Source organism: Mesorhizobium sp. (assembly GCF_965229135.1).
Taxonomy (GTDB): Bacteria; Pseudomonadota; Alphaproteobacteria; order Rhizobiales; family Rhizobiaceae; genus Mesorhizobium.
In genome coordinates, this window is the sequence record NZ_OZ245860.1 from 5402791 (window position 1) to 5420989 (window position 18199).

23 protein-coding genes are annotated in these 18199 nt (G+C 63.9%); 14 read left to right on the forward strand and 9 right to left on the reverse strand.

Features of this window, described 5'->3' with window-relative positions; all coding sequences use genetic code 11:
- Positions 1-91: 91 nt before the first annotated feature.
- The 3 genes from ACO07C_RS25955 to ACO07C_RS25965 are packed head-to-tail and all read right to left on the reverse strand — an operon-like array spanning position 92 to position 2464.
- Positions 92-856 carry a GIY-YIG nuclease family protein gene (locus ACO07C_RS25955; protein WP_421917022.1) on the reverse strand — a complete coding sequence of 255 codons (765 nt, stop codon included), beginning with the start codon at positions 854-856 and terminating at the stop codon, positions 92-94.
- On the reverse strand, positions 853-2034 hold the full coding sequence (locus ACO07C_RS25960; RefSeq protein ID WP_421917023.1) for a DNA cytosine methyltransferase: 1182 nt from the start codon (positions 2032-2034) through the stop codon (positions 853-855). The genes ACO07C_RS25955 and ACO07C_RS25960 overlap by 4 nt, the downstream gene beginning before the upstream one ends.
- A gap of 1 nt (position 2035) precedes the next feature.
- Positions 2036-2464, reverse strand: coding sequence for a very short patch repair endonuclease (locus ACO07C_RS25965; RefSeq protein WP_421917024.1), 429 nt, complete (start codon positions 2462-2464; stop codon positions 2036-2038).
- A gap of 134 nt (positions 2465-2598) precedes the next feature.
- Between ACO07C_RS25965 and ACO07C_RS25970 the strand changes: the two genes are divergently transcribed.
- Positions 2599-3519, forward strand: a complete 921-nt coding sequence (locus ACO07C_RS25970; protein ID WP_421917025.1) for an HNH endonuclease — start codon at positions 2599-2601, stop codon at positions 3517-3519.
- A 363-nt stretch (positions 3520-3882) separates the two neighbouring features.
- Here the strand turns inward: ACO07C_RS25970 and ACO07C_RS25975 are convergent, their stop codons facing one another.
- Positions 3883-4170 (reverse strand): hypothetical protein, encoded by a 288-nt coding sequence (locus tag ACO07C_RS25975; protein WP_421917026.1) that lies wholly within the window; start codon positions 4168-4170, stop codon positions 3883-3885.
- A gap of 407 nt (positions 4171-4577) precedes the next feature.
- On the opposite strand from ACO07C_RS25975, the gene ACO07C_RS25980 reads away from it, so the two are divergent.
- Entirely contained in the window at positions 4578-4805 is a 228-nt protein-coding gene (locus ACO07C_RS25980; RefSeq protein WP_421917027.1) for a hypothetical protein, read from the forward strand.
- 24 nt (positions 4806-4829) lie between these two features.
- On the opposite strand, the gene ACO07C_RS25985 is transcribed toward ACO07C_RS25980, so the two are convergent.
- Positions 4830-5051 carry an alkylphosphonate utilization protein gene (locus tag ACO07C_RS25985; protein WP_421917028.1) on the reverse strand — a complete coding sequence of 74 codons (222 nt, stop codon included), beginning with the start codon at positions 5049-5051 and terminating at the stop codon, positions 4830-4832.
- A gap of 266 nt (positions 5052-5317) precedes the next feature.
- On the opposite strand from ACO07C_RS25985, the gene ACO07C_RS25990 reads away from it, so the two are divergent.
- From ACO07C_RS25990 to ACO07C_RS26000, 3 genes are all read left to right on the forward strand, one after another.
- Positions 5318-5665, forward strand: a complete 348-nt coding sequence (locus tag ACO07C_RS25990) for a hypothetical protein (protein WP_421917029.1) — start codon at positions 5318-5320, stop codon at positions 5663-5665.
- Positions 5666-5749: 84 nt separating this feature from the next.
- Positions 5750-6058 (forward strand): EthD family reductase, encoded by a 309-nt coding sequence (locus ACO07C_RS25995; RefSeq protein WP_421917606.1) that lies wholly within the window; start codon positions 5750-5752, stop codon positions 6056-6058.
- Positions 6059-6119: 61 nt separating this feature from the next.
- Entirely contained in the window at positions 6120-6836 is a 717-nt protein-coding gene (locus ACO07C_RS26000; protein WP_421917030.1) for a Stf0 family sulfotransferase, read from the forward strand.
- A 356-nt stretch (positions 6837-7192) separates the two neighbouring features.
- Here ACO07C_RS26000 and ACO07C_RS26005 read toward each other — a convergent pair whose 3' ends face one another.
- Complete coding sequence (locus ACO07C_RS26005; RefSeq protein ID WP_421917031.1) at positions 7193-7504, reverse strand: EthD family reductase; 312 nt, start codon at positions 7502-7504, stop codon at positions 7193-7195.
- 497 nt (positions 7505-8001) lie between these two features.
- Here ACO07C_RS26005 and ACO07C_RS26010 point away from each other — a divergent pair, with 497 nt between their 5' ends.
- The 8 genes from ACO07C_RS26010 (at position 8002) to ACO07C_RS26045 (ending at position 15699) form a co-directional block, all read left to right on the forward strand.
- Positions 8002-8181 (forward strand): Flp family type IVb pilin, encoded by a 180-nt coding sequence (locus ACO07C_RS26010; RefSeq protein ID WP_421917607.1) that lies wholly within the window; start codon positions 8002-8004, stop codon positions 8179-8181.
- Between the two features lie 119 nt (positions 8182-8300).
- Entirely contained in the window at positions 8301-8525 is a 225-nt protein-coding gene (locus ACO07C_RS26015; protein ID WP_227346058.1) for a hypothetical protein, read from the forward strand.
- 83 nt (positions 8526-8608) lie between these two features.
- Complete coding sequence (gene ligD, locus ACO07C_RS26020) at positions 8609-11110, forward strand: DNA ligase D (protein ID WP_421917032.1); 2502 nt, start codon at positions 8609-8611, stop codon at positions 11108-11110.
- A gap of 116 nt (positions 11111-11226) precedes the next feature.
- Entirely contained in the window at positions 11227-11514 is a 288-nt protein-coding gene (locus tag ACO07C_RS26025; RefSeq protein ID WP_421917033.1) for a GIY-YIG nuclease family protein, read from the forward strand.
- 361 nt (positions 11515-11875) lie between these two features.
- Positions 11876-12784, forward strand: a complete 909-nt coding sequence (locus ACO07C_RS26030) for a Ku protein (RefSeq protein ID WP_421917034.1) — start codon at positions 11876-11878, stop codon at positions 12782-12784.
- A complete protein-coding gene (locus tag ACO07C_RS26035) occupies positions 12781-13899 on the forward strand; it encodes a tetratricopeptide repeat protein (RefSeq protein WP_421917035.1) in 1119 nt (372 codons plus the stop codon). The genes ACO07C_RS26030 and ACO07C_RS26035 overlap by 4 nt, the downstream gene beginning before the upstream one ends.
- A gap of 91 nt (positions 13900-13990) precedes the next feature.
- Entirely contained in the window at positions 13991-14629 is a 639-nt protein-coding gene (locus ACO07C_RS26040; protein ID WP_421917036.1) for an alpha/beta family hydrolase, read from the forward strand.
- Positions 14630-14928: 299 nt separating this feature from the next.
- Positions 14929-15699 (forward strand): exodeoxyribonuclease III, encoded by a 771-nt coding sequence (locus tag ACO07C_RS26045; protein ID WP_421917037.1) that lies wholly within the window; start codon positions 14929-14931, stop codon positions 15697-15699.
- A gap of 34 nt (positions 15700-15733) precedes the next feature.
- Here ACO07C_RS26045 and ACO07C_RS26050 read toward each other — a convergent pair whose 3' ends face one another.
- Positions 15734-15991 carry a hypothetical protein gene (locus tag ACO07C_RS26050; RefSeq protein WP_421917038.1) on the reverse strand — a complete coding sequence of 86 codons (258 nt, stop codon included), beginning with the start codon at positions 15989-15991 and terminating at the stop codon, positions 15734-15736.
- 47 nt (positions 15992-16038) lie between these two features.
- Here ACO07C_RS26050 and ACO07C_RS26055 point away from each other — a divergent pair, with 47 nt between their 5' ends.
- Positions 16039-16473 (forward strand): hypothetical protein, encoded by a 435-nt coding sequence (locus tag ACO07C_RS26055; RefSeq protein WP_421917039.1) that lies wholly within the window; start codon positions 16039-16041, stop codon positions 16471-16473.
- Between the two features lie 137 nt (positions 16474-16610).
- Here the strand turns inward: ACO07C_RS26055 and ACO07C_RS26060 are convergent, their stop codons facing one another.
- Both ACO07C_RS26060 and ACO07C_RS26065 read right to left on the reverse strand, forming a co-directional pair.
- On the reverse strand, positions 16611-17447 hold the full coding sequence (locus tag ACO07C_RS26060) for a GNAT family N-acetyltransferase (protein WP_421917040.1): 837 nt from the start codon (positions 17445-17447) through the stop codon (positions 16611-16613).
- A gap of 4 nt (positions 17448-17451) precedes the next feature.
- Positions 17452-18198, reverse strand: a complete 747-nt coding sequence (locus ACO07C_RS26065) for an aspartate/glutamate racemase family protein (protein ID WP_421917608.1) — start codon at positions 18196-18198, stop codon at positions 17452-17454.
- Position 18199 lies beyond the last annotated feature (1 nt).

The window sequence follows — 18199 nt, forward strand, 5'->3', positions numbered from 1 at the left end:
TTGTTGCGCCAGTCCGATGAAAGTAGCCAGTGCCAAAGCCAAGACGTTGATTGATAGTCGCTTGAAAAAAGCCATGCCGCCGATTTTCCAGCTAGACGCCTGACACCGCGATCACCTCGGCTTGAGGATACTCTCGCGCCTCCTTGTAGAGAATTATGTAGCCAGGCAGTGCCGTCGCCTGCCATCCCGACGGCAAAGCCTGGACGATGTGGCGGATCGCCGAGCGCGGCGTGAGCGGTCCGCTTAGCGGCGAAAGCACGGTCCCTTCGAAGTCGTCGTGAGGTTTCCGGTTGCGGCCGCCACTTCCCTGGTAGCGGAATGTGTAGGGCAAGGCCTCCTTGAGCCGGGAGAGCGCGTTTGCCGCTGGTTCGCGATCATCGATCGCGAACGCCAATTCCCGGTCGATATCGATCGGAAATTTAGCGTCATAGTTCTTGGGATCTACCTTGGTGGTGTCGCGTTCCCGGCCGGGATCATTGGAGCCGAAGCCGCTACCGTTCCAATCAATCGCCTTCACCCCGCCGTAGTGCCGGATGAGATCGGATTCCAGATCGACCGCGGTGAACACGAAGATGCGCACTGCCTTGAAACTTACACGTGCGGGATCGAGACCAACTCGATGCATGATCTTGCGTGCATGACGAGCCAGCCGCTTGTGAAGTCCCGCATCCGCGTCGGTCTTGCCGACATAGACGACGCGATCGTCGAGCAGAAGCTGGTAGACGCCTTGTTCCTCGGGAACCTCCAGCAAACTCGCATTGTTCAATGGGGCGGTTTCGAGTTCGTCCAGCACTTGGATAAGCCTGGCCAACAAGGCGCCTGGAAGGTCGAACTCGAACTCGACGTAGGCCTTCATTTCAGGAAGTTCGCGCCGCCGAAGTCGAGATGGCGTTTCACGCTGCGCGCGATGATATCCGCCAACTCCACCGGCACGGCGTTGCCAAGCTGGCGCATGGTTTCGGACCACGCTCCGTGGAAACGGAAATCATCTGGGAATGTCTGCAGGCGGGCGCTTTCGCGCACAGTGAAGTAGCGCACGCTGCCGTCTGGCCTCAGCAGCATGTTCTCTCCGCCTGGCACGCCGTGCACGCCGGCCTTCAAGGTCTTGGCCGGTTCATCGAGCGGGCTGCCGGTATGGCCAGGATAGGAACGGGCGCCAGGCTGGAACCGATGGTTGTTGTGGTTCGCGGCCTTGCGCGATTCATGCTCCGGATCGGGAAGGTCGCCTATCGCGTCCCGGGTTGTCCGCCAAGGCGACGTCTTCGGCTGACCGTCGAGACGTGCCGCGCGTTCATGATGTCGATCTCCGACCTTGCGATCGGCCTTGCGGACCTTGTGTCGATCCCAATAGTCACCCTTGGTTTGATCCCAAAGCATGGCATCCAAGGAATGTGTTTCCAGCGGAAAGGCCCACTTGATGTCCAGGTCGCTACGGAAGCCTACAAAGACGACGCGCTCGCGGCGCTGGGGGACGCCATAGTTGGCCGCGTTCAACACACGCTGAACGACCCGGTATTCCAAGCCCGCCGAGCCGCGGCGGCCGGTGTGATGTTTTTCGAGTCGGCGCAGATGGCTTTCCCAGCCCTCGTCCGGTCCGGCGACCAACTCTGGGTAGGTCATCTGCAGGACGATGTGCGAAAAATACGTGGCGAAGGTTTCGCGCGTCAGGCCTTTCACATTCTCGAAGATGAAGGCGCGAGGCTTTGTTTCGCGCAGCGCCCGGACCGCTTCCGGCCACATGTCGCGGGAATCCGCGTGGGCGCGGTGCTTGCCGCCGAGCGAGAATGGCTGGCAGGGCGGGCCGCCTGTCACCAGGTCGATCTTGCCTTCGTGGTCGCGAAAATCCACATCGCGGACATCGCCCTCGGTCGGCTCTGGCCAATCGCCAACCAGGCCGAGGCCATCCGCCCGATTTTCGCGAATGGTGTCGCAGCACCACCGGTCCCATTCAATCACGGCCTGTGGCGCGAAACCAGCACGGCTGACGCCCATGCCAAGCCCGCCGGCGCCCGCGAAGAGCTCGATCGATTTCATGCTATTCCCCCACGAATTGGCGCAGCTTGTTCTCTAATTGTTCACTCTGCCGCAATTCGCATTCCCAGACAACCAGTACGTTCCAACCGAGTCGTTTCAAAGCGTCTTGCTTGAGCTCATCGCGCTGCGCATTCGCCGCCAGTTTCGGCCCCCAAAACTCCAGCCGGGATTTTGGCAGGCGAGCAAGGCGGCAGTTTGGATCATCGTGACGATGCCAAAAGCACCCATGAATGAAAATCGCCTTTTTGCGTTTTCCAAAAACAATGTCCGGTTTCCCGGGCAAGTCGCCACGATGAAGCCTGTAGCGATAGCCCATCCCGTGAAGAAGCCGGCGTACGACCATCTCTGGCTTCGTATCCCTGCCATGGATACGCGCCATCCGCTCGCTGCGTTCACTGGTGGAGAGGGTGTCCACTTTCAGTAGTCTCATCGATTCGCACGGATGGTGTTGCGTTTTGCCTCGAAAGGGAAGGCCCACGAACTCCTGGGTTGATGGCGACAGTGATCTCGCGCGATATGCAAAAGCTCGCTAAGCTTCGACGCCGCGCAGAGTTTGAGGGAATCGTGAAGGCCGTTTTCGACGTAAAGCCTGGCTCTGGCTATGACGATGACATAACCCGCCGGTATCATTTCCCGGCCCGCCGGAACTACCTGGAGGTGGCGCGCAACGCGGTTGGCGATTGGGTGCTGTTTCGCGAGCCGCGGCGCAATGGCGGGCGCCGCGCTTATATTGCCTTTGCGCGTGTGACGAGTGTCGTGCCGGACCCTGAACGGTTCGACCATTGCTACGCCAATGTGGCTGACTATCTCGAATTTCCGACGCCGGTGCCGTTTATCAGGGACGGTCGCTACGCGGAGGCTCTGCTGCGCGAGGTTCTGGACCCCAGCCGCGTCGGTCAGGCGGTTCAGGGCAGGTCGATGCGTCCGATACTGGATGAGGATTTTGGCGACATCGTTCTGGCCGGGCTCAGCGAGACGCTTGATCCCGCCAACGCCAGAAAGCTCGATCTCGACTTGCTGCCTTCGCGGATGGCTTCGCCATCACAGCCCGGTTTTGCCGAGACGGTCGATCGCCAGGTCGAACAGATATTGCTGAATCGCAAAATCCGCGACGCGACCTTCCGGCTCGAGGTCTGCCGAGCCTACGAGGATACTTGCGCCGTCACCGGCCTGCGTATCATCAATGGCGGCGGCAGGGCGGAGGTTCAGGCGGCCCACATCAAGCCGGTCGCGGCCGGTGGGCCGGACGTTGTCCAGAACGGCATCGCGCTGTCCGCGACGGTGCACTGGCTGTTCGACAGGCATCTGATTTCGATCGACGAGAACCATCGTCTCCTCGTTGCCCACAACCGCGTGCCCGGCGAATTGCGGAATCTCTTCCGCCCGGAATCGCAGGGTTTGCGTTTGCCCTCCGATCCGAAACTCTGGCCGCATCCGGCATTCCTGACCCACCATCGTGAGGCGTTTGCCGGAGCAATGCACTGAAACGCGAACGCTCGGTAGGTGCGCGGCTCCCTGGCAGGCTTAGCGATGGTTTGAGCTCTCGCCGGGCCCCGGCCGGGGAACTTCAGCTCAGCTTGGCAAAGCTCTCGCTCCGGATCCAGGTTGCCGACTTCGCCTTGGGGACTCGGGGAATAGCGATGAAGAAGATTTATGAGAAGCCGGCGCTGAGCAAGCGTAAGCGCCTATCCGCAGTCACCGCCCAGCAGGGCCCGTCAACGCCGCGCTGACCTGCCGGTCAAGCGGCCGCTTGCTGAATGATTTGTAGCTGCCTCGAAAGGGACGCTCATGCTAAGCAAAAAGCGACCCAGCCGGCTTGCGCCGGCCGGGTCGCTTCCTACCCCGAACCTAGCCGCAAACGCGGACGTCTTCGACCACGCGGTGGTGGTGGCGCCAGTGCACGACCGTTTCCATGTGGCAGTGGTGACGGTGATGGCGGCGATAGCCGTTGTCGCCGTCGTACTGGGCGTTCTCGTCGTAGTATTCCCTGTGGCGGGGGGGATAATAATTGTCGCCGTTATTCTGGTCCACATCGGCCCCGTCGGGGCTGAGGACAATGCTCGCGGCATTGGCCGGGGCGATCATCGCGGTTGCGGAAGCAATGGCTAACAAGGATGCAATCAAAAGGGATTTCATTATGTCGTCCTCCTTTAGTGGTTATGCATATAAAGTCTTGAGGCGACAGGTCGTTCCCATATCAATCGGTAAGATTTGTTCGCGCCGTTGTAAGAAAGACGTGAAGCGAGATTTGGCAGGTATTTGGCAGGTCGTCGCCGACGGGTGGTGCTGCTTCGGGCAGGCGAAGGAATGGAACCAATGCCACGCGAGCCGGTTGTCTCACCGATCGGTCACCTGAATGTATCGATTGTCGAAGAGCCCGCATCCTTGTCCCCCTCGGATAGCGGGCTTTTTTGCGCTCCTATGTCAAAGTGAATAGACGCTGCGCCGCAATGCCTGCTTAATGACGGCATCACCGGATTAAGCTTGCGGCGCCCGGTGCTTGGGAGCGCAGATCGTACTCTTGCCCTGCTACGAGGCGTGAGATGGTCAATCGATACTCTGAGCAATGCGTGCTCTACCCATGCGAACTGGCGATGCTCCAGCGCGTGTTCGATGAAATCCGTGCCGATGGCTGGCACGATGCGGCGGTGGACGCGGAGATGCTTGCCGCCGAACTGCTCGGCCTCTTCCAGAACGGCTTGGCGAGCGAAGCCGCGCTGCTGGCCGAAATGCAGTCGCGCCAGCATATCAATCTCCTGCGCACCGGCTGACCGCGCGCTTTCGGGCGATATGGCTCAGGCCTTCTTCACAAACTCGGTCTTCAGCACCAGGCCCTTGACCTGCCTGGTGTTGCACTCGATCTCGCCTTGATTGCCGTTCAGGCGGATGTTCTTCACCATCGTGCCGCGCTTGATCGTCTCCGACGTGCCCTTGACCTTCAGGTCCTTGATCAGGGTGACGCTGTCGCCGTCATTCAGCTGGGCGCCGTTGCTGTCTCTCACGATCGCGTCGGTCATGTCCGGTCTTTCCCGCGGTCCCCTTTGGGGGGCGTCTTTTGGAGCGTGCCGCGATGCCGGCCGCCCTCTCAGTTGTTTGTGGAAACTCGAGGCTCTTCAGAAACTCAAGCGCCTATAGAGACTCGAGGGCTTGTAGAAATCCGCTGCCTGTTCGTCCAGCGCATTGACGAAGCCCCTGCCGCCAGCCATCAGTTTTGGCGGGTTGGAAGGTGCCGGGCCGGCTGTGCGGCCGGCTTGAGCGGAGTTTCTCGATGCGGCGTCGGTGCATGGTCCTGTCGTCAGCCCTGCTTGTGGCGTTGCCCGGCATGGCGCCCGCCATCGCCGCGCCGCGGCAGGCCTATACGCTCATCAAGTCCGGTGAATTCTGGGGCATGTGCCGCGACCGCGAGCTGGACACCCGCAAGGAGCATGCCTGCACCAACTATCTGCTCGGCCAGATCGATGCGGCCGTGACGCTTGCCGCCCGGCAGGGGCCGAAACTGTGCATGGACTTCGGCGATCGGATTCCGACCCTGATCGACCAGGTGCTGGACCATGTCCCCGCCGACATGCCCGACGACCAGGAGATCACCCCCGCCATCCAGGCGGCCATCCTCAAGGCGCTGGCCTGCTGAGACTGTCGTTAGAAATGCTTGATTGACACAATGGGCGCACGGCGGCCACGCTGCCGGGCGCCTGCGGCTTTCGAGAGGATGATGATGGCCAGTCTTGTGGTGATGTACGGCACGCCCAGCGACGCGGCGGCTTTCGACCGCTACTATCGCGAAACCCATATTCCCATCGCCAAGGCCATTCCGGGCCTGCGGCGCTACGAGATCAGCCGGGGGCCGGTGGCGACGCCAGCCGGGCCTTCCAGATATCACCTTGTCGCCACCTTGCTGTTCGACGACCTTGCCGCCATCCAGAACGCTTTTGCCAGCGCCGAAGGCCAGAAGGCCGCCGCCGATGTGCAAGTGTTCGCCACGGGCGGGGCGGAGATGTTCATCTTCGACAGCGAGGATGTGTGAGGCGTCCCGACCTCCGCCGGCCAGCCGCCCGTGGCGGCTGTAGTCACGGAGGCGATGCATCGTGACCGGTGTGCCGGCGGACACATTCAGGACGGTGATCATCGCGGCGACGCCGCGTTCGGGCAGTACGATGCTCGGCCAGATGATGGCGAGCACGGGCTGCCTGGGCAAGCCCGACGAATATTTCGAGCCCGGCTGGGCGCCAGCCCTGCCTCCCGCCGACAGGTGCCGCCTGGTGCTCGACAAGGGGCGCTCCGCCAACGGCGTCGTGTCGATGAAGCTGTTTCCGCTGCATTTCGACTGGCTGCGCCAGGAGGTCCGGCTGAGCGACTGGTTCCCCGATCCCGTGTGGGTGTATCTGCGCCGCCGCGACCTTCTGGGGCAGGCGATCTCGCTGGCCATCGCCATGCAGGACAGGGCCTGGAACTCCAACGACAAGGCCGTCGGGACCGCCCTCTATTCGCGCGAAGGCATAGAGCAGGCGCTCCGGCAACTGGCGGAGCCGCGCTGGCCGATTTTCTTCGCGCGCCACGGGATCGAGCCGCTGGATCTTGTCTATGAAGATATTGGCGACGCCAGCGACGCGTGCCGGATGATCGCGCAACGGCTCGGCGTGGCACTGAGGGCGATGCCGGCGCCGCCGGTGCTGCAGCGCCAGCGCGGCGCGGTCAACGAAGCGTGGCGCCGGCGCTTCATTGCCGAGGCCGGCGACCCCGACGATTTCGACGGCCGCGTGCCGAAGGCGCGTCGGCGCTGGCGGTTGTGGCGCGGCCGGTGACGCAGGACGGATCGGGCGCCTGCCTTGCGGTGAGGCGGTCGGCGCGGGCCTGGACATGGTTCCCTGGGTCGTTGTATTTTAGGGATGACTTGACAAAGCCGCATTGCAAACACCATCGTCCGCCAGCCATTTGGGCTGTGGGGATACCGATGAAGAAGACTTACGAAAAGCCGACGCTGAACAAGCGTCAGAAGCTGTCGGGCGTTACGGCGGGTACGTCTCCGTCAATCGTCAAGTAACAAGCCAGCCGGCGGTCACAACCATTGAACCCGCCGCCGCGAGACGGCGGGTTCGATGTCATCGATGCTGCCGCGAAGGGTTTGCGGTCCGGACGCATCGGGAGGCATGACGCCCCGTCACAGCTCCTTCGTATCGAACAGCAGGATCGTCACGGCATCGTCCTCGGCGAGTTTGCGGCGGTCCACCGCGCAGGCCTTGCCGATATCGCTGGCAAAGGCCGTACGAATGGCTTCCAGGCTGTCGAAATAAAGCGTCGCCACCCGGTAGGGGGTCTCGTCCGGCGTGAGGCCGACGATCGGCGGCTGGCTGATCTCGTAGTGGTGCAGGCCGGGCAACTGCTTGGCCAGCGGCACATGGATGTCGTGGTAGTGGCGCTCGAAGGCGGCCGGGTCGGTGGGGGTCTTGTAGATGACGAGCATCTTGGCCATGGCGGTGTTCTTCCTGTCTGGTCTTGCGTGACGGGCGCGCGCTGGGTTCATCGGCGCCGCAGCAATGTCGTCCGGCAATGGCTGAATTCGACAGGTGGCGGATTTTTCGCGCGGGCCTTCGCCCGCCGTTGATCCTGATCAAGGCGGAGCACCGCGGACGCGCCTAACTGATCCCCCGTCTTGGGAAGGACGCAAGGCGGGCGGGTGGTCCGGGTCGTGCCCCTATAAGCTGGAAACAGCCTCGGCGCGGACCACCCGTAACCTTGAGAAATTGACGGGAGCCCCGGTCTCCGCGATCCTTGCCTCGGTCGCCGGCCGCCAGAAGGGGCCATCTTCCGTCGCCAAGGGTGTGCGATGCGGATGCAGCGGGAGCCATGGATGCTCCCGTCAAAGCGCCTGCGTATCGAACAGCAAGATCGTCGCGGCTTAATGGTTTTACAATCAGTGGCATGTATTGGGTTGCGTCGAGGGGATATCGAGTACGGAAGGTATGGGATATGCCGACGAAATTATCTCGTTTCATCAGTGATGAATCCGGCGCCACGGCCATTGAATATGGGCTGATCGCGGCCCTGATCGCGCTGGCCATCATGGTCGGCGCCGGTCAGCTCGGAAATGGTCTCAACAGCAAGTTCAAGGCCATCGCGACCGCCGTCAATACCGGCACGGCCCCCTGAACGGGTTTCGTCTCGCGGCTGTTTCACGGACAGCCGCGCCGTCAAATTGACAGAACCCGTCGTCTCGGCCATCCTTGCGGCCAGTCGCCGGGCATTGAGAGCGGCCGAGGGCAACGTGCATGGCCAGTCCCGTCACCAGCCAGAATTCCAAGCGCGCCGCGGTGCGCAAGGCGCTCGACCGCCACAAGGTCTATATCACCGCGCAGAGCTTTTCGGCCGGCGCTTACAGCGCGCGCGTGCTGGTGGATGGCGAGGCCTATTGGGTGGATGAGTTCCGGCTCGCGCAGTTGCGGGAAGGGCTGACCCCCGCCGAGCTCGAACTGACGCCCGCCACCGACGATTGAGCAGCGTGAGCAGCACGGCGGTCCTTACCGTGCGCCCCGTTCCTTCGCTCCCCCCTCCGCGCACCGATCGATCGCGCCTTAACATGCCCACCCCACCCAAACTCCAGCCCTACCGCGCCAAGCGCGAATTCTCGAAAACGCCCGAACCGGCGGGCGGGCTCGTCTCCGGCGACGGCAACCGCTTCGTCGTGCACAAGCACCACGCCACCGCCGATCACTACGATCTGCGCCTGCAGGTGGGCGATGTGCTGAAGAGCTGGGCTGTGCCGCGCGGGCCTTCGCTCAACCCGGCCGACAAAAGGCTGGCGGTGGAAACCGAGGATCATCCCCTGGAATATATCGACTTCGAGGGCGTCATTCCCGAGGGCGAATATGGCGGTGGGCCGATGATCGTCTGGGATACCGGGACCTGGGCGCCGATGGACGATGTGGAAAAGAGCCTGCGCACGGGTGCCTTCAAGTTTCGGCTGGCCGGCGAGAAGCTCAATGGCGGCTGGATGCTGACGCGGCTGAAGCCCAAGCTTGGCGAGGATGAGGGCAAGAAGAACTGGCTGCTGTTCAAGGAGCGCGACCTCGCTGCCGACGCCAGGCTCGATATCCTCGCGGCGCGGCCGGAAAGCGTGAAATCCGGCCTGCGCATCGAGGAACTGGCGGCGGCCGCCAAGCCGGCGGCAAAGTCCGCGCCGAAGCCGGGTTCGCTGAAGCCCGGCACGCTGCCGGGCGCGGTGAAGGCGCCCGCGCCCGGCCGCATCGAGCCGCAACTGGCGACGCAGGTGCCAAAGCCGCCGGGCGGCGAAGGCCCCGCGGAAAATACCAACGAGCCCTGGCTGCACGAGATCAAGTTCGACGGCTACCGCACCATGGCGCATGTCTCCGAAGGAGACGTGCGGCTGATCACCCGTGGCGGCATCGACTGGACGAAACGCTATGGCGACCTGCCGCATGCTTTCGCCAAGTTGCCGTGCCGGGAGGCGATCATCGATGGCGAGATCGTCGTGCTCGACGCCAAGGGCATTAGCCGTTTCGCGCTGCTGCAGGACGCGCTGGCCACGGGCGCCGGCAGCAAGCTGCATTTCTATGCCTTCGACCTCCTGCATCTCGATGGCTGGGACCTGACGAAGGCGCCGCTCATCCGGCGCAAGGCGCTGCTGGCGGAATTGCTCGCCGGCCTCGGCGCGAACTCCGCCATCCAGTTCTCCGATCATGTCGAAGGCTCGGGACAGGGGCTCTTTGATCAAGCTTCGGATATGGGGCTCGAAGGCGTCGTCTCGAAACGGGCGACCGCCATCTACCAGAGCGGCCGCACCAAGAGCTGGACCAAGACCAAGGCGCTAAAGAGCGACGACTTCGTCATTGCCGGCTACACGGTCTCCGACGCGGCGGAAGGGCTGGCAGCCCTTGGCATGGCCGAGTTCGTGGATGGCGAGCTGCATTATCGGGGCAAGGTCGGCACCGGCTTCGACCGCGATACGGCGGAGGATTTGCTCATCCGGCTGGAGCCGCTCACATCAGGTGCGACGCCGCCCGAAGGCGTGCCGCGCGAGATCATGCGCGAGATGCACTGGGTGAAGCCGCTGTTTTCGGCGCATATCCACTACGCCAACCGCACGGCCGACAATGCGCTGCGTCATGCCGTGTTCAAGGGCCTCAGGGATGTCGGCCTGTCGACGCCGGTCTCGGCCAAGCGCAAACGGCTGATCTCCGAGGCTGATCTTGCCACCATCTGGGTCACCAACCCGGAGCGGCGGCTGTTCGGCAAGACCGGGCCGACCAAGCTCGACATCGCCGTCTACTACGCGCTGGTCGGCGATTTCATGCTGCCGCATATCCTTGGTCGTCCGGTGTCGCTGGTGCGCTGCCCGACGGGGAAGCCGGCGGACTGTTTCTTCCAGCGCCACGCCTTCACCGGCATGCCGCCCTCGGTGGTGACGTTCCAGGCAACCAATTCCGAGGGCGAGACCAAATCCTACCTCTCGGTCGAAGGCGCCAAGGGTTTTCTGGCGCTGGCGCAGTTCGGCGTCGTGGAGTTCCACACCTGGGGCACGCACCGCCTGAATCTCGACAAGCCCGACCAGATAGTCTTCGACCTCGATCCGGGCGAGGGGATTTCCTGGCGCGAAGTGGTGGAGGCCGCCGTCCACATCAAGGGCGAACTGGAGGGGCTGGGGCTGGTGCCCTTCGCCAAGACCTCCGGCGGCAGCGGCATCCACATCACCGTGCCGGTGACGGGCAAGCAGAACTGGAAGACGCTGCACCAGGCGACCAGCGCCATCTCCACCCATCTGGCGGCCACCGCGCCCGACACCTTCACCACCACCATGGGCAAGGACAACCGCAAGCGCCGTATCTTCATCGACTATCACCGCAACGCACGCGGCCACACGTCGGCCGCGCCCTACTCGCTGCGGGCGCGGACAAACCTGCCGGCCTCGACGCCGGTGAGCTGGGATGATCTGGAAGCGATCGATGCGCCGCAGGATCTGAACTATTCCTCGCTGCCGGGGCTGCTGGAGACATCGGGCGATCCGTGGGCGGAGATTGAGGAATTTGCCAGGGATTTGCCGGTCCTCCGTTCGTCATCCTAGGGCGGAGCAAGGAGCGAAGCGACGCGCGCAGACCCTAGGATCCATGCCGTGACGTTCGCGGTAAAATGCGGCGGTTCAGAATGGTCGCTAACTGAAACGCGAGCTAAGGTCGTCGCATGACCGGCTATGTCTACATGACTGCAAGTCAGAAAGGTGGAACGATATATATCGGTGTCACCAACGATCTCGGCCGTCGGATGCCAGAACACAAGTCTGGTCAGGGCTCGCGCTTTACCAGTCGCTATGGCGTGCAACGCCTTGTCTGGTACGAGGAGTATTTCGACATCACTGATGCGATCCAACGTGAGAAGTCTCTGAAACGCTGGCCACGCCAATGGAAGATCGAATTGATCGAGAAGGGCAATCCGGATTGGTTCGAACTCTTTCGCGGAACTGGATGGTGAGCTTTCCGCACCGCTGCGGGGTTCGCAGGTCCCGGCATGGATCCTAGGGTCTGCGCCGCGTCGCTGCGCTCCTTGCTCCGCCCTAGGATGACGAAGTTTAGAGGCTGATCACCAGCGCCTCGCCCACCATCGACGCTTTCGACAATTTGAATTATCCTCCACCACAGGCCCCCGGCGCAATAAAACATTTCGTTGGGGATTTGCCTGTATTGTGCGGGGTCGGTGTAGGATTTGCGCAGCCTTATTCGTCCTTCGGACGAAAAGCGCTGCAGAGAGCATGATCCCGAAAAGTGGGAACCGGTTTTCGGACAAGATCATGCTCAAGATAGAATGTCAGTGCATCGCCGCGTAGGAGTATGTCATGGCGCCCAGGGCAAGTTGGAAGGGTTATCTCAAGCTCAGCCTCGTCAGCTGTCCGGTCCGGCTTTATCCGGCGACGACGACCAGCGAGCGCATTAGCTTCAATCAGCTGCACAAGAAGACGCATAACCGCATCAACATGAAGCCGGTCGATCCGGAATTGGGGCTGGTCGAGCGCTCGGACCTGGTCAAGGGCTACGAGTACGAGGACAAGCAGTACATCATCATCGATGATGCCGACCTCGACGCGGTGCGGATCGAATCCAACCACACGATGAACATCGAGGCCTTCGTCGACGAGGGCGAGGTCGACGTCATCTACCAGGACGCGCCCTATTACATGGCGCCGGATGGCGCGATGGCGGAGGAGACCTTTGCGGTGCTGCGCGAAGCCATGCGCAAGTCCGGCAAGCTGGCGATCGCCCGGCTGGTGCTGTCCAGCCGCGAGCGGGTGGTGACCATCGGCGCGCGCGAGAACGGCATGTTCGTGTGCACGTTGAGGAACCCGAATGAAGTGCGGGGCACGGCTGAGTATTTCGGCAACATTCCGGCAGGCAAGCCCGACCAGGAAATGCTTGAATTGGCCGAAGCGCTGATCAAGCAGAAGGAAACCACCTTCGATCCGAAGAACTATGAGGACCGCTACGAGATCGCGCTGATGGCGATGATCCGCGAGAAGCTGAAGGGCCATAAGCCGATCATCGCGGCCGCACCCGAGCGCGGCAATGTCATCAATCTGATGGATGCGCTGAAGGCCAGCCTTTCGCAGTCGAAGCCGCCGGCCAAGTCGAAGAGCAAGGCCGACGAGGCGGCGGCAAAACCCGCCGCCAAGAAGGCGGCAGCGGGTGGCGCGCCTGAAAATCCGCTGAAAGCCAATCTGCTGAAGGCGGTCGGCAAGAGCAAGAAATGACGGCAGGTGCCGTTGCCGGCGCCGTCTTCGGCACGATCGGCGCGCTGGCGGCGTTTCCGCTGAGGCTCGCCGCGCGCGAGGTCGAGCGCCAGCACGGCCAGTTGCGGCGCGGCGTCACCAGGCGCACCACGCATGTCGTTTTCGGCCGGACACTTCTGGCCAAGGCGGGGATGACCAAAACCGGCGATGCCGGGATCGAGCGCCATGTTGCCGCCGAGCGCGCGGCGGGGCGAACGCTGATCAGCGAGAACGGCTTCCTGCGCCTGCTCGGGCTGATGAAGGCACCCGAGGCATCGTCACTGTCGCGGCATTCGCTGATCGAGCAATCAAGGCTGTCGGGCGCCGACCTCGATTTGCTTTCCCTGTTCGATGCCTTCGAGCATGACAGCGAACCCTATTCCTTTCGCGACCTGATCCTGGCGCGCAAATATGCCGGGCTGGTGGCCGGTGGCGCGAACTGGGCGGCGATCGCGCGTTCCGTGCACCGCTCCGGCCCGGTGGCTTCGCTCACCGCCAAGTCGCTCAATGTCGGTTCGCAGCATGGGCGCGCGGACGCGATCTATCTCGAAGGCGGCCAGAGCGAACTCGACGGGCAGCTGCTGTTCGACCTGGGTGCCGCGGCCCATGGCGACGACACGCTGGAAGAGCTGTTCTCCGAGGCTGAAGCGGCGGAGGAGGGCGGCGACCATGAAAGCGCGGCAACACTCTACCAGCGCTGCCTTGCCATCGATCCCACCGACGCGATCGCCGCCTTCAACCGCGCCAATTGCCTGCGCGCCGGCGGCCATCCGGCGGATGCCGCGCATGATTATGCCCGGGCGATCAAGCTCGACCCGGCCTTCGTCGAAGCCTGGTTCAACCTCGCGGGGCTGATGAGCGAGCAGGGACGCGACGCTTCGGCGCGACGGCATCTGCAGAGGGCGATCGCGCTCGACAGGAATTATGCCGATCCGGTGTTCAACCTGGCGCGGCTGGAATTCGACGCCGGCAATCTCGTGGAGGCGCGGCGGTTGTGGGCGCGCTATCTGGAGCTTGACTCGGAATCCGAATGGGCCGGGGTGGCGGCCAGGGGCGTGCAGTTCGTGGATATGCAGCTGGCGCGGACGGCGGGGTGAGGCGGGGTATGGTGGTGCTTGAACACGCCCGTCTGTCCGGCAGGACAGAGGGGGGCGCGACGAAACTCGGCTTTCATAGGAAGACCGCCCTATGACCACCTTCCTCTTCGACGGCGACGACACCGCGCCAACAACCATCCTGCTGGCCCACGGCGCCGGCGCGGCGATGGATTCGCCCTCGATGACGGCCACCGCCAAGGCGCTGGCCGCCGTCGGCTTCCAGGTCGCGCGCTTCGAATTCCACTATATGGCGGCGCGCCGTTACGGCCAGCGCAAGCCTCCGCCTCGGGCCGAGACGGTGAACCCGGAATACATCAAGGCGATCGCCGATCTGAGGGCCCGTGGCATTACGGGCAAACTCATCATCGGCGGCAAGTCGATGGGCGGGCGCGTTGCCTCGATGGTGGCGGACGAGATGCTCGCCAAGGGCGAGATTTCAGGGCTGGTCTGCCTCGGCTACCCCTTCCATCCGCCAGGCAAGCCCGATCAATTGCGTACAAAGCATCTTATTGGGCTGAAGACGCCGACGCTGATTTTCCAGGGCACGCGCGACGAGTTCGGCACGAAGGACGAGGTGGCGGGGTATGGTCTGTCGGACCAGATCGAGGTGGTGTGGCTGGAGGATGGCGACCATGACCTCAAGCCGCGCAAGAGCGTTTCGGGATTTTCGGCGGCGGATCATCTGAAGACGATTGCCGAGACGGTGAAGGCTTGGGCGGGGAGGCTTTAGGGCCGCGCCGGATTCGATCGCTGGTTTCCGGCGTCGGCGCTGCCCCTCACCTGCCTGCCGGCATCCTCTCCCCGTATAGTGACGGGGAGAGGGGTGCTGTCATCGCTGATTTCGCCAATCTCTAACGTTGCAAAGAAGGCGCCGAGGGTTGCGACAGCTCTCTTCTCCCCGTCACTATACGGGGAGAAGGTGCCGGCGGGCGGATGAGGGGCGGCGCCGACATTGGCCGGAAGCACGCCAAACGCCGTCGCGCCGCTCCCCCTTGCCACTCGCTTCCCCTTCCTGCTCTCATAACCCCCATGAAAATCGCCTCCTTCAACATCAACAACATCAACAGCCGGCTGGAAAACCTGCTGGCGTGGCTGGCCGTAGCCAAGCCCGATGTGGTCTGCCTGCAGGAGCTGAAGGCACGCGACACGCAGTTTCCGCGCTCGGCCCTTGCCGATGCCGGCTATGGCGCGGTTTGGAAGGGGGAGCCGACCTGGAACGGGGTTGCCATACTGGCGCGCGGCGCGGAGCCGGTGCTGACGCGCGATGTCCTGCCCGGCGATGATGCGGACAGGCAGAGCCGCTATATCGAAGCGGCGGTGAACGGCGTCATCATCGCCTGCCTCTATGCGCCGAACGGAAATCCCCAGCCGGGCCCGAAATTCGCCTACAAGCTGGCGTGGCACGCGCGGCTGGAGGCTCATGCCGCACAGCTCATCGACACCGGCCTGCCGGTGGCGGTGGCCGGCGACTTCAACATCGTGCCCGAGCCCCGCGACATCTACGCCACGCGCTCCTATGACGACAATGCGCTGGTGCAGCCGGAAAGCCGGGCCGCCTTCGCGGCACTGCTCAAGCAGGGCTGGACGGATGCGCTGCGCAAGAAGCATCCGAAGGAGACGCTCTATACGTTCTGGGATTATCGCCGCAACCGCTGGCCGCGCGACGCGGGGCTGCGGCTCGATCACATCCTCTTGTCGAAAAAACTGTCCCGCAAGCTCATCGCCGCCGGCATCGACCGCGACGTGCGCGGAGAGGATGGCGCCAGCGACCACGCACCTGTGTGGGTGGAATTGCGGTAGGTCGCACGCAATCGCGGGCGAAAGACCGCCGCTGCTAGGGAACAGCGGCAATTCCGGCATAGAACAGGCCGGCGACGAGGAGGGGAACGGCCAGGAGGCAGACGCACATCACCACGACGACGACGTTGGCCGTGCGTTCGCCGCGCCGGCAGAGCGCATCGGCGGCGGCATCGTCCTGCGGGATCAGCGCGCGCAGGAATTCCGAAATCTCCTGGCCCGCGGGCGTCTTGTTGTCGTTGGCGGGCGGGCTGGCGGTGCCCTTCGAAATCGGCTTCTTTGGAACTGGAATCACACTTTGCCTCACGGGTGGAATGCGCGGCCCAACGTTGAGGGGGGACGATGGTTCCGTATTTCGCGGGTGGCAACCATCGCATTTTCGTGAGCCTGGTGTGTAAAGGCCGTTGCCGATCGCAGCAGGAACGGCCGGTCTGGATGACGATGGATGTCAATCCGAAGATGTCATTTCGCTCGGGACGGGCACTCGACTCTTTGCCGGCGCCGCGTAAGATCGGCCCGGGGTCATTCTCGATGCGATCGTTGCCAAGAGATATCGATGTCGACGCGGTGCTGGAAATCGGCGCCTATCTGGACGATCAGGCGCACAACGTTCCTGTCTCGATCCGTGCGGCGGTCGCGGAGGTTCGGCGGCGACTGAAGACCGACCTCAGCGATCACGACCTGGAAGAACTCATCGTCGAAAGCGCTTCCACGCGGCGCCTGTCGCTGCTGCTGGACAGCCGCGATGAGGTTCCCCCGCCTCGGCCGGGCGGCTGAGCGGCGACGAACAAGGTTGGCCGACGCTGTATGCTCTGCTGGAGCAGCGTCCACCCCGGCTAATTCCGGCGCGGACGCCGGTCTGTCTCGATAAGACCAGTTGTCATCGGCGTTTGTGCCGAGGCAGGCGTCGCGTCTCACCCCAGTTCCAGCGTCGTCACCCCGAATATCCGCGACAGGTCGAGTTTGGGCGCCGGGCCCTTGTACATGCGGGTGGTGGTGAAGGTGGGGGCGAAGCCCGCCGCCTCCAGCGCGGCGATGAAGGCGGCGTTATCGGCGGGGACGTCGATATGCAGGTCGCCGCCCTGGCAGGCTTCGGCAAGGCCGTCCAGCAAATGCAGCCCGGTGTCGAGGTCGTCGGCGAAAAGCGGGCCGATCTTGAACCCGGCGCGGCAGGGGCGCGCGACCGCGTAGCCGGTGGTGCCGCGCGAACTGATGGCGGCGAGCCCCCGATGCGGCGGCTGCGGCCAGCGCTGCAGGAAGGCGCGGCGGGGCGCCGGGAAGCATTGGGCATCATAGGCGATGATGTCGGGTACGAGTTGCGTGGTCACCGGTCGCAACCTTTCGGCCCTGACCGCCGGGCCGGCACCGCGCCCGCTGTAGCGGATGGTCTCGTAGGCCGGCCGAAAACCCCGGCGGCGGTAATTGGCCTGCTGCGCCTCGACGCCGTCGAGGCCGATGGCGCGGCCGGCGAGCCGCTTCATGCCGGCGGTCCATACGGCCTTGCCAAGGCCCTTGCCGCGCATATCCGGACGGCAGATGTAGAGGCCGATGAAGCCGAAGTCGCCGCCATAAGCGACAGCCGAGATCGCCGCGACCATCTCGTTGCCCACGAAGGCGCCGATAAACCCTTCCGGGTCGGCGGCGTGGAAGGCGGCGGCATCGTCGAGGCCGGGGTTCCAGCCCTCGGCGGCGGCCCAGTCGATGAGGACGGCCAGTTCCTGCAGCGACAGCGCGCGGATGGTCGGTTTCATGCACTCACTCCGCGGCGATCATCCCGGGCGAGAAGGATTTCAGCACGCCGCTATAGGGCTTGGCCAGCGGGCTGGCATAGGCGCCGCGCTTGGAGGTCGACAGGCCCAGCGCGATCAGCGCCTCGGCCTGCTTCACCGCCGCGCCGACGCCGTCGATGACCGGCAGGCCGAACTCCTTCTGCAACCGGTGGGCGAGGTCGGCCATGCCGGCGCAGCCGAGCACGATGGCCTCGGCGCGGTCCTCCTCCATGGCGCGGGCAATCTCGCCGCGCAGCTTTTCCACCGCGCCGGAGGCGGGGTCTTCCAGCGCAAGCACGGGAATGTCGGCGGCGCGCACGCGGGCGCGGCCGGCCATGCCGTAGCGCTGCACCAGCGCCTCCACCGGCACGCGCGAACGGTCCGTCGTGGTAACGACGCTGAAGCGCTGGGCGATGAAGGAGGCGAGGCTGAGCGCCGCCTCGCAGATGCCGATGACGGGGATCGCGGCCATGGCGCGGGCGGCGTCGAGCCCGGTGTCGTCGAAACAGGCGATGATGGCGGCCTGTGCGCCCGACCGCTCGCCGGCGGCGATCTCCACCAGCAGGCCGGGCACGGCCAGCGCCTCGTCATAATAGCCCTCGATCGAGGCCGGGCCCATGGACGAGGTGACGGCGACGATCTCGGTGCGGCCGCCGGCGACGCCGCGCGCGGCCGCGGCGATCGTCTCGGTCATGCTCGCCGTCGTGTTGGGGTTCACCACAAGGATCCGCACG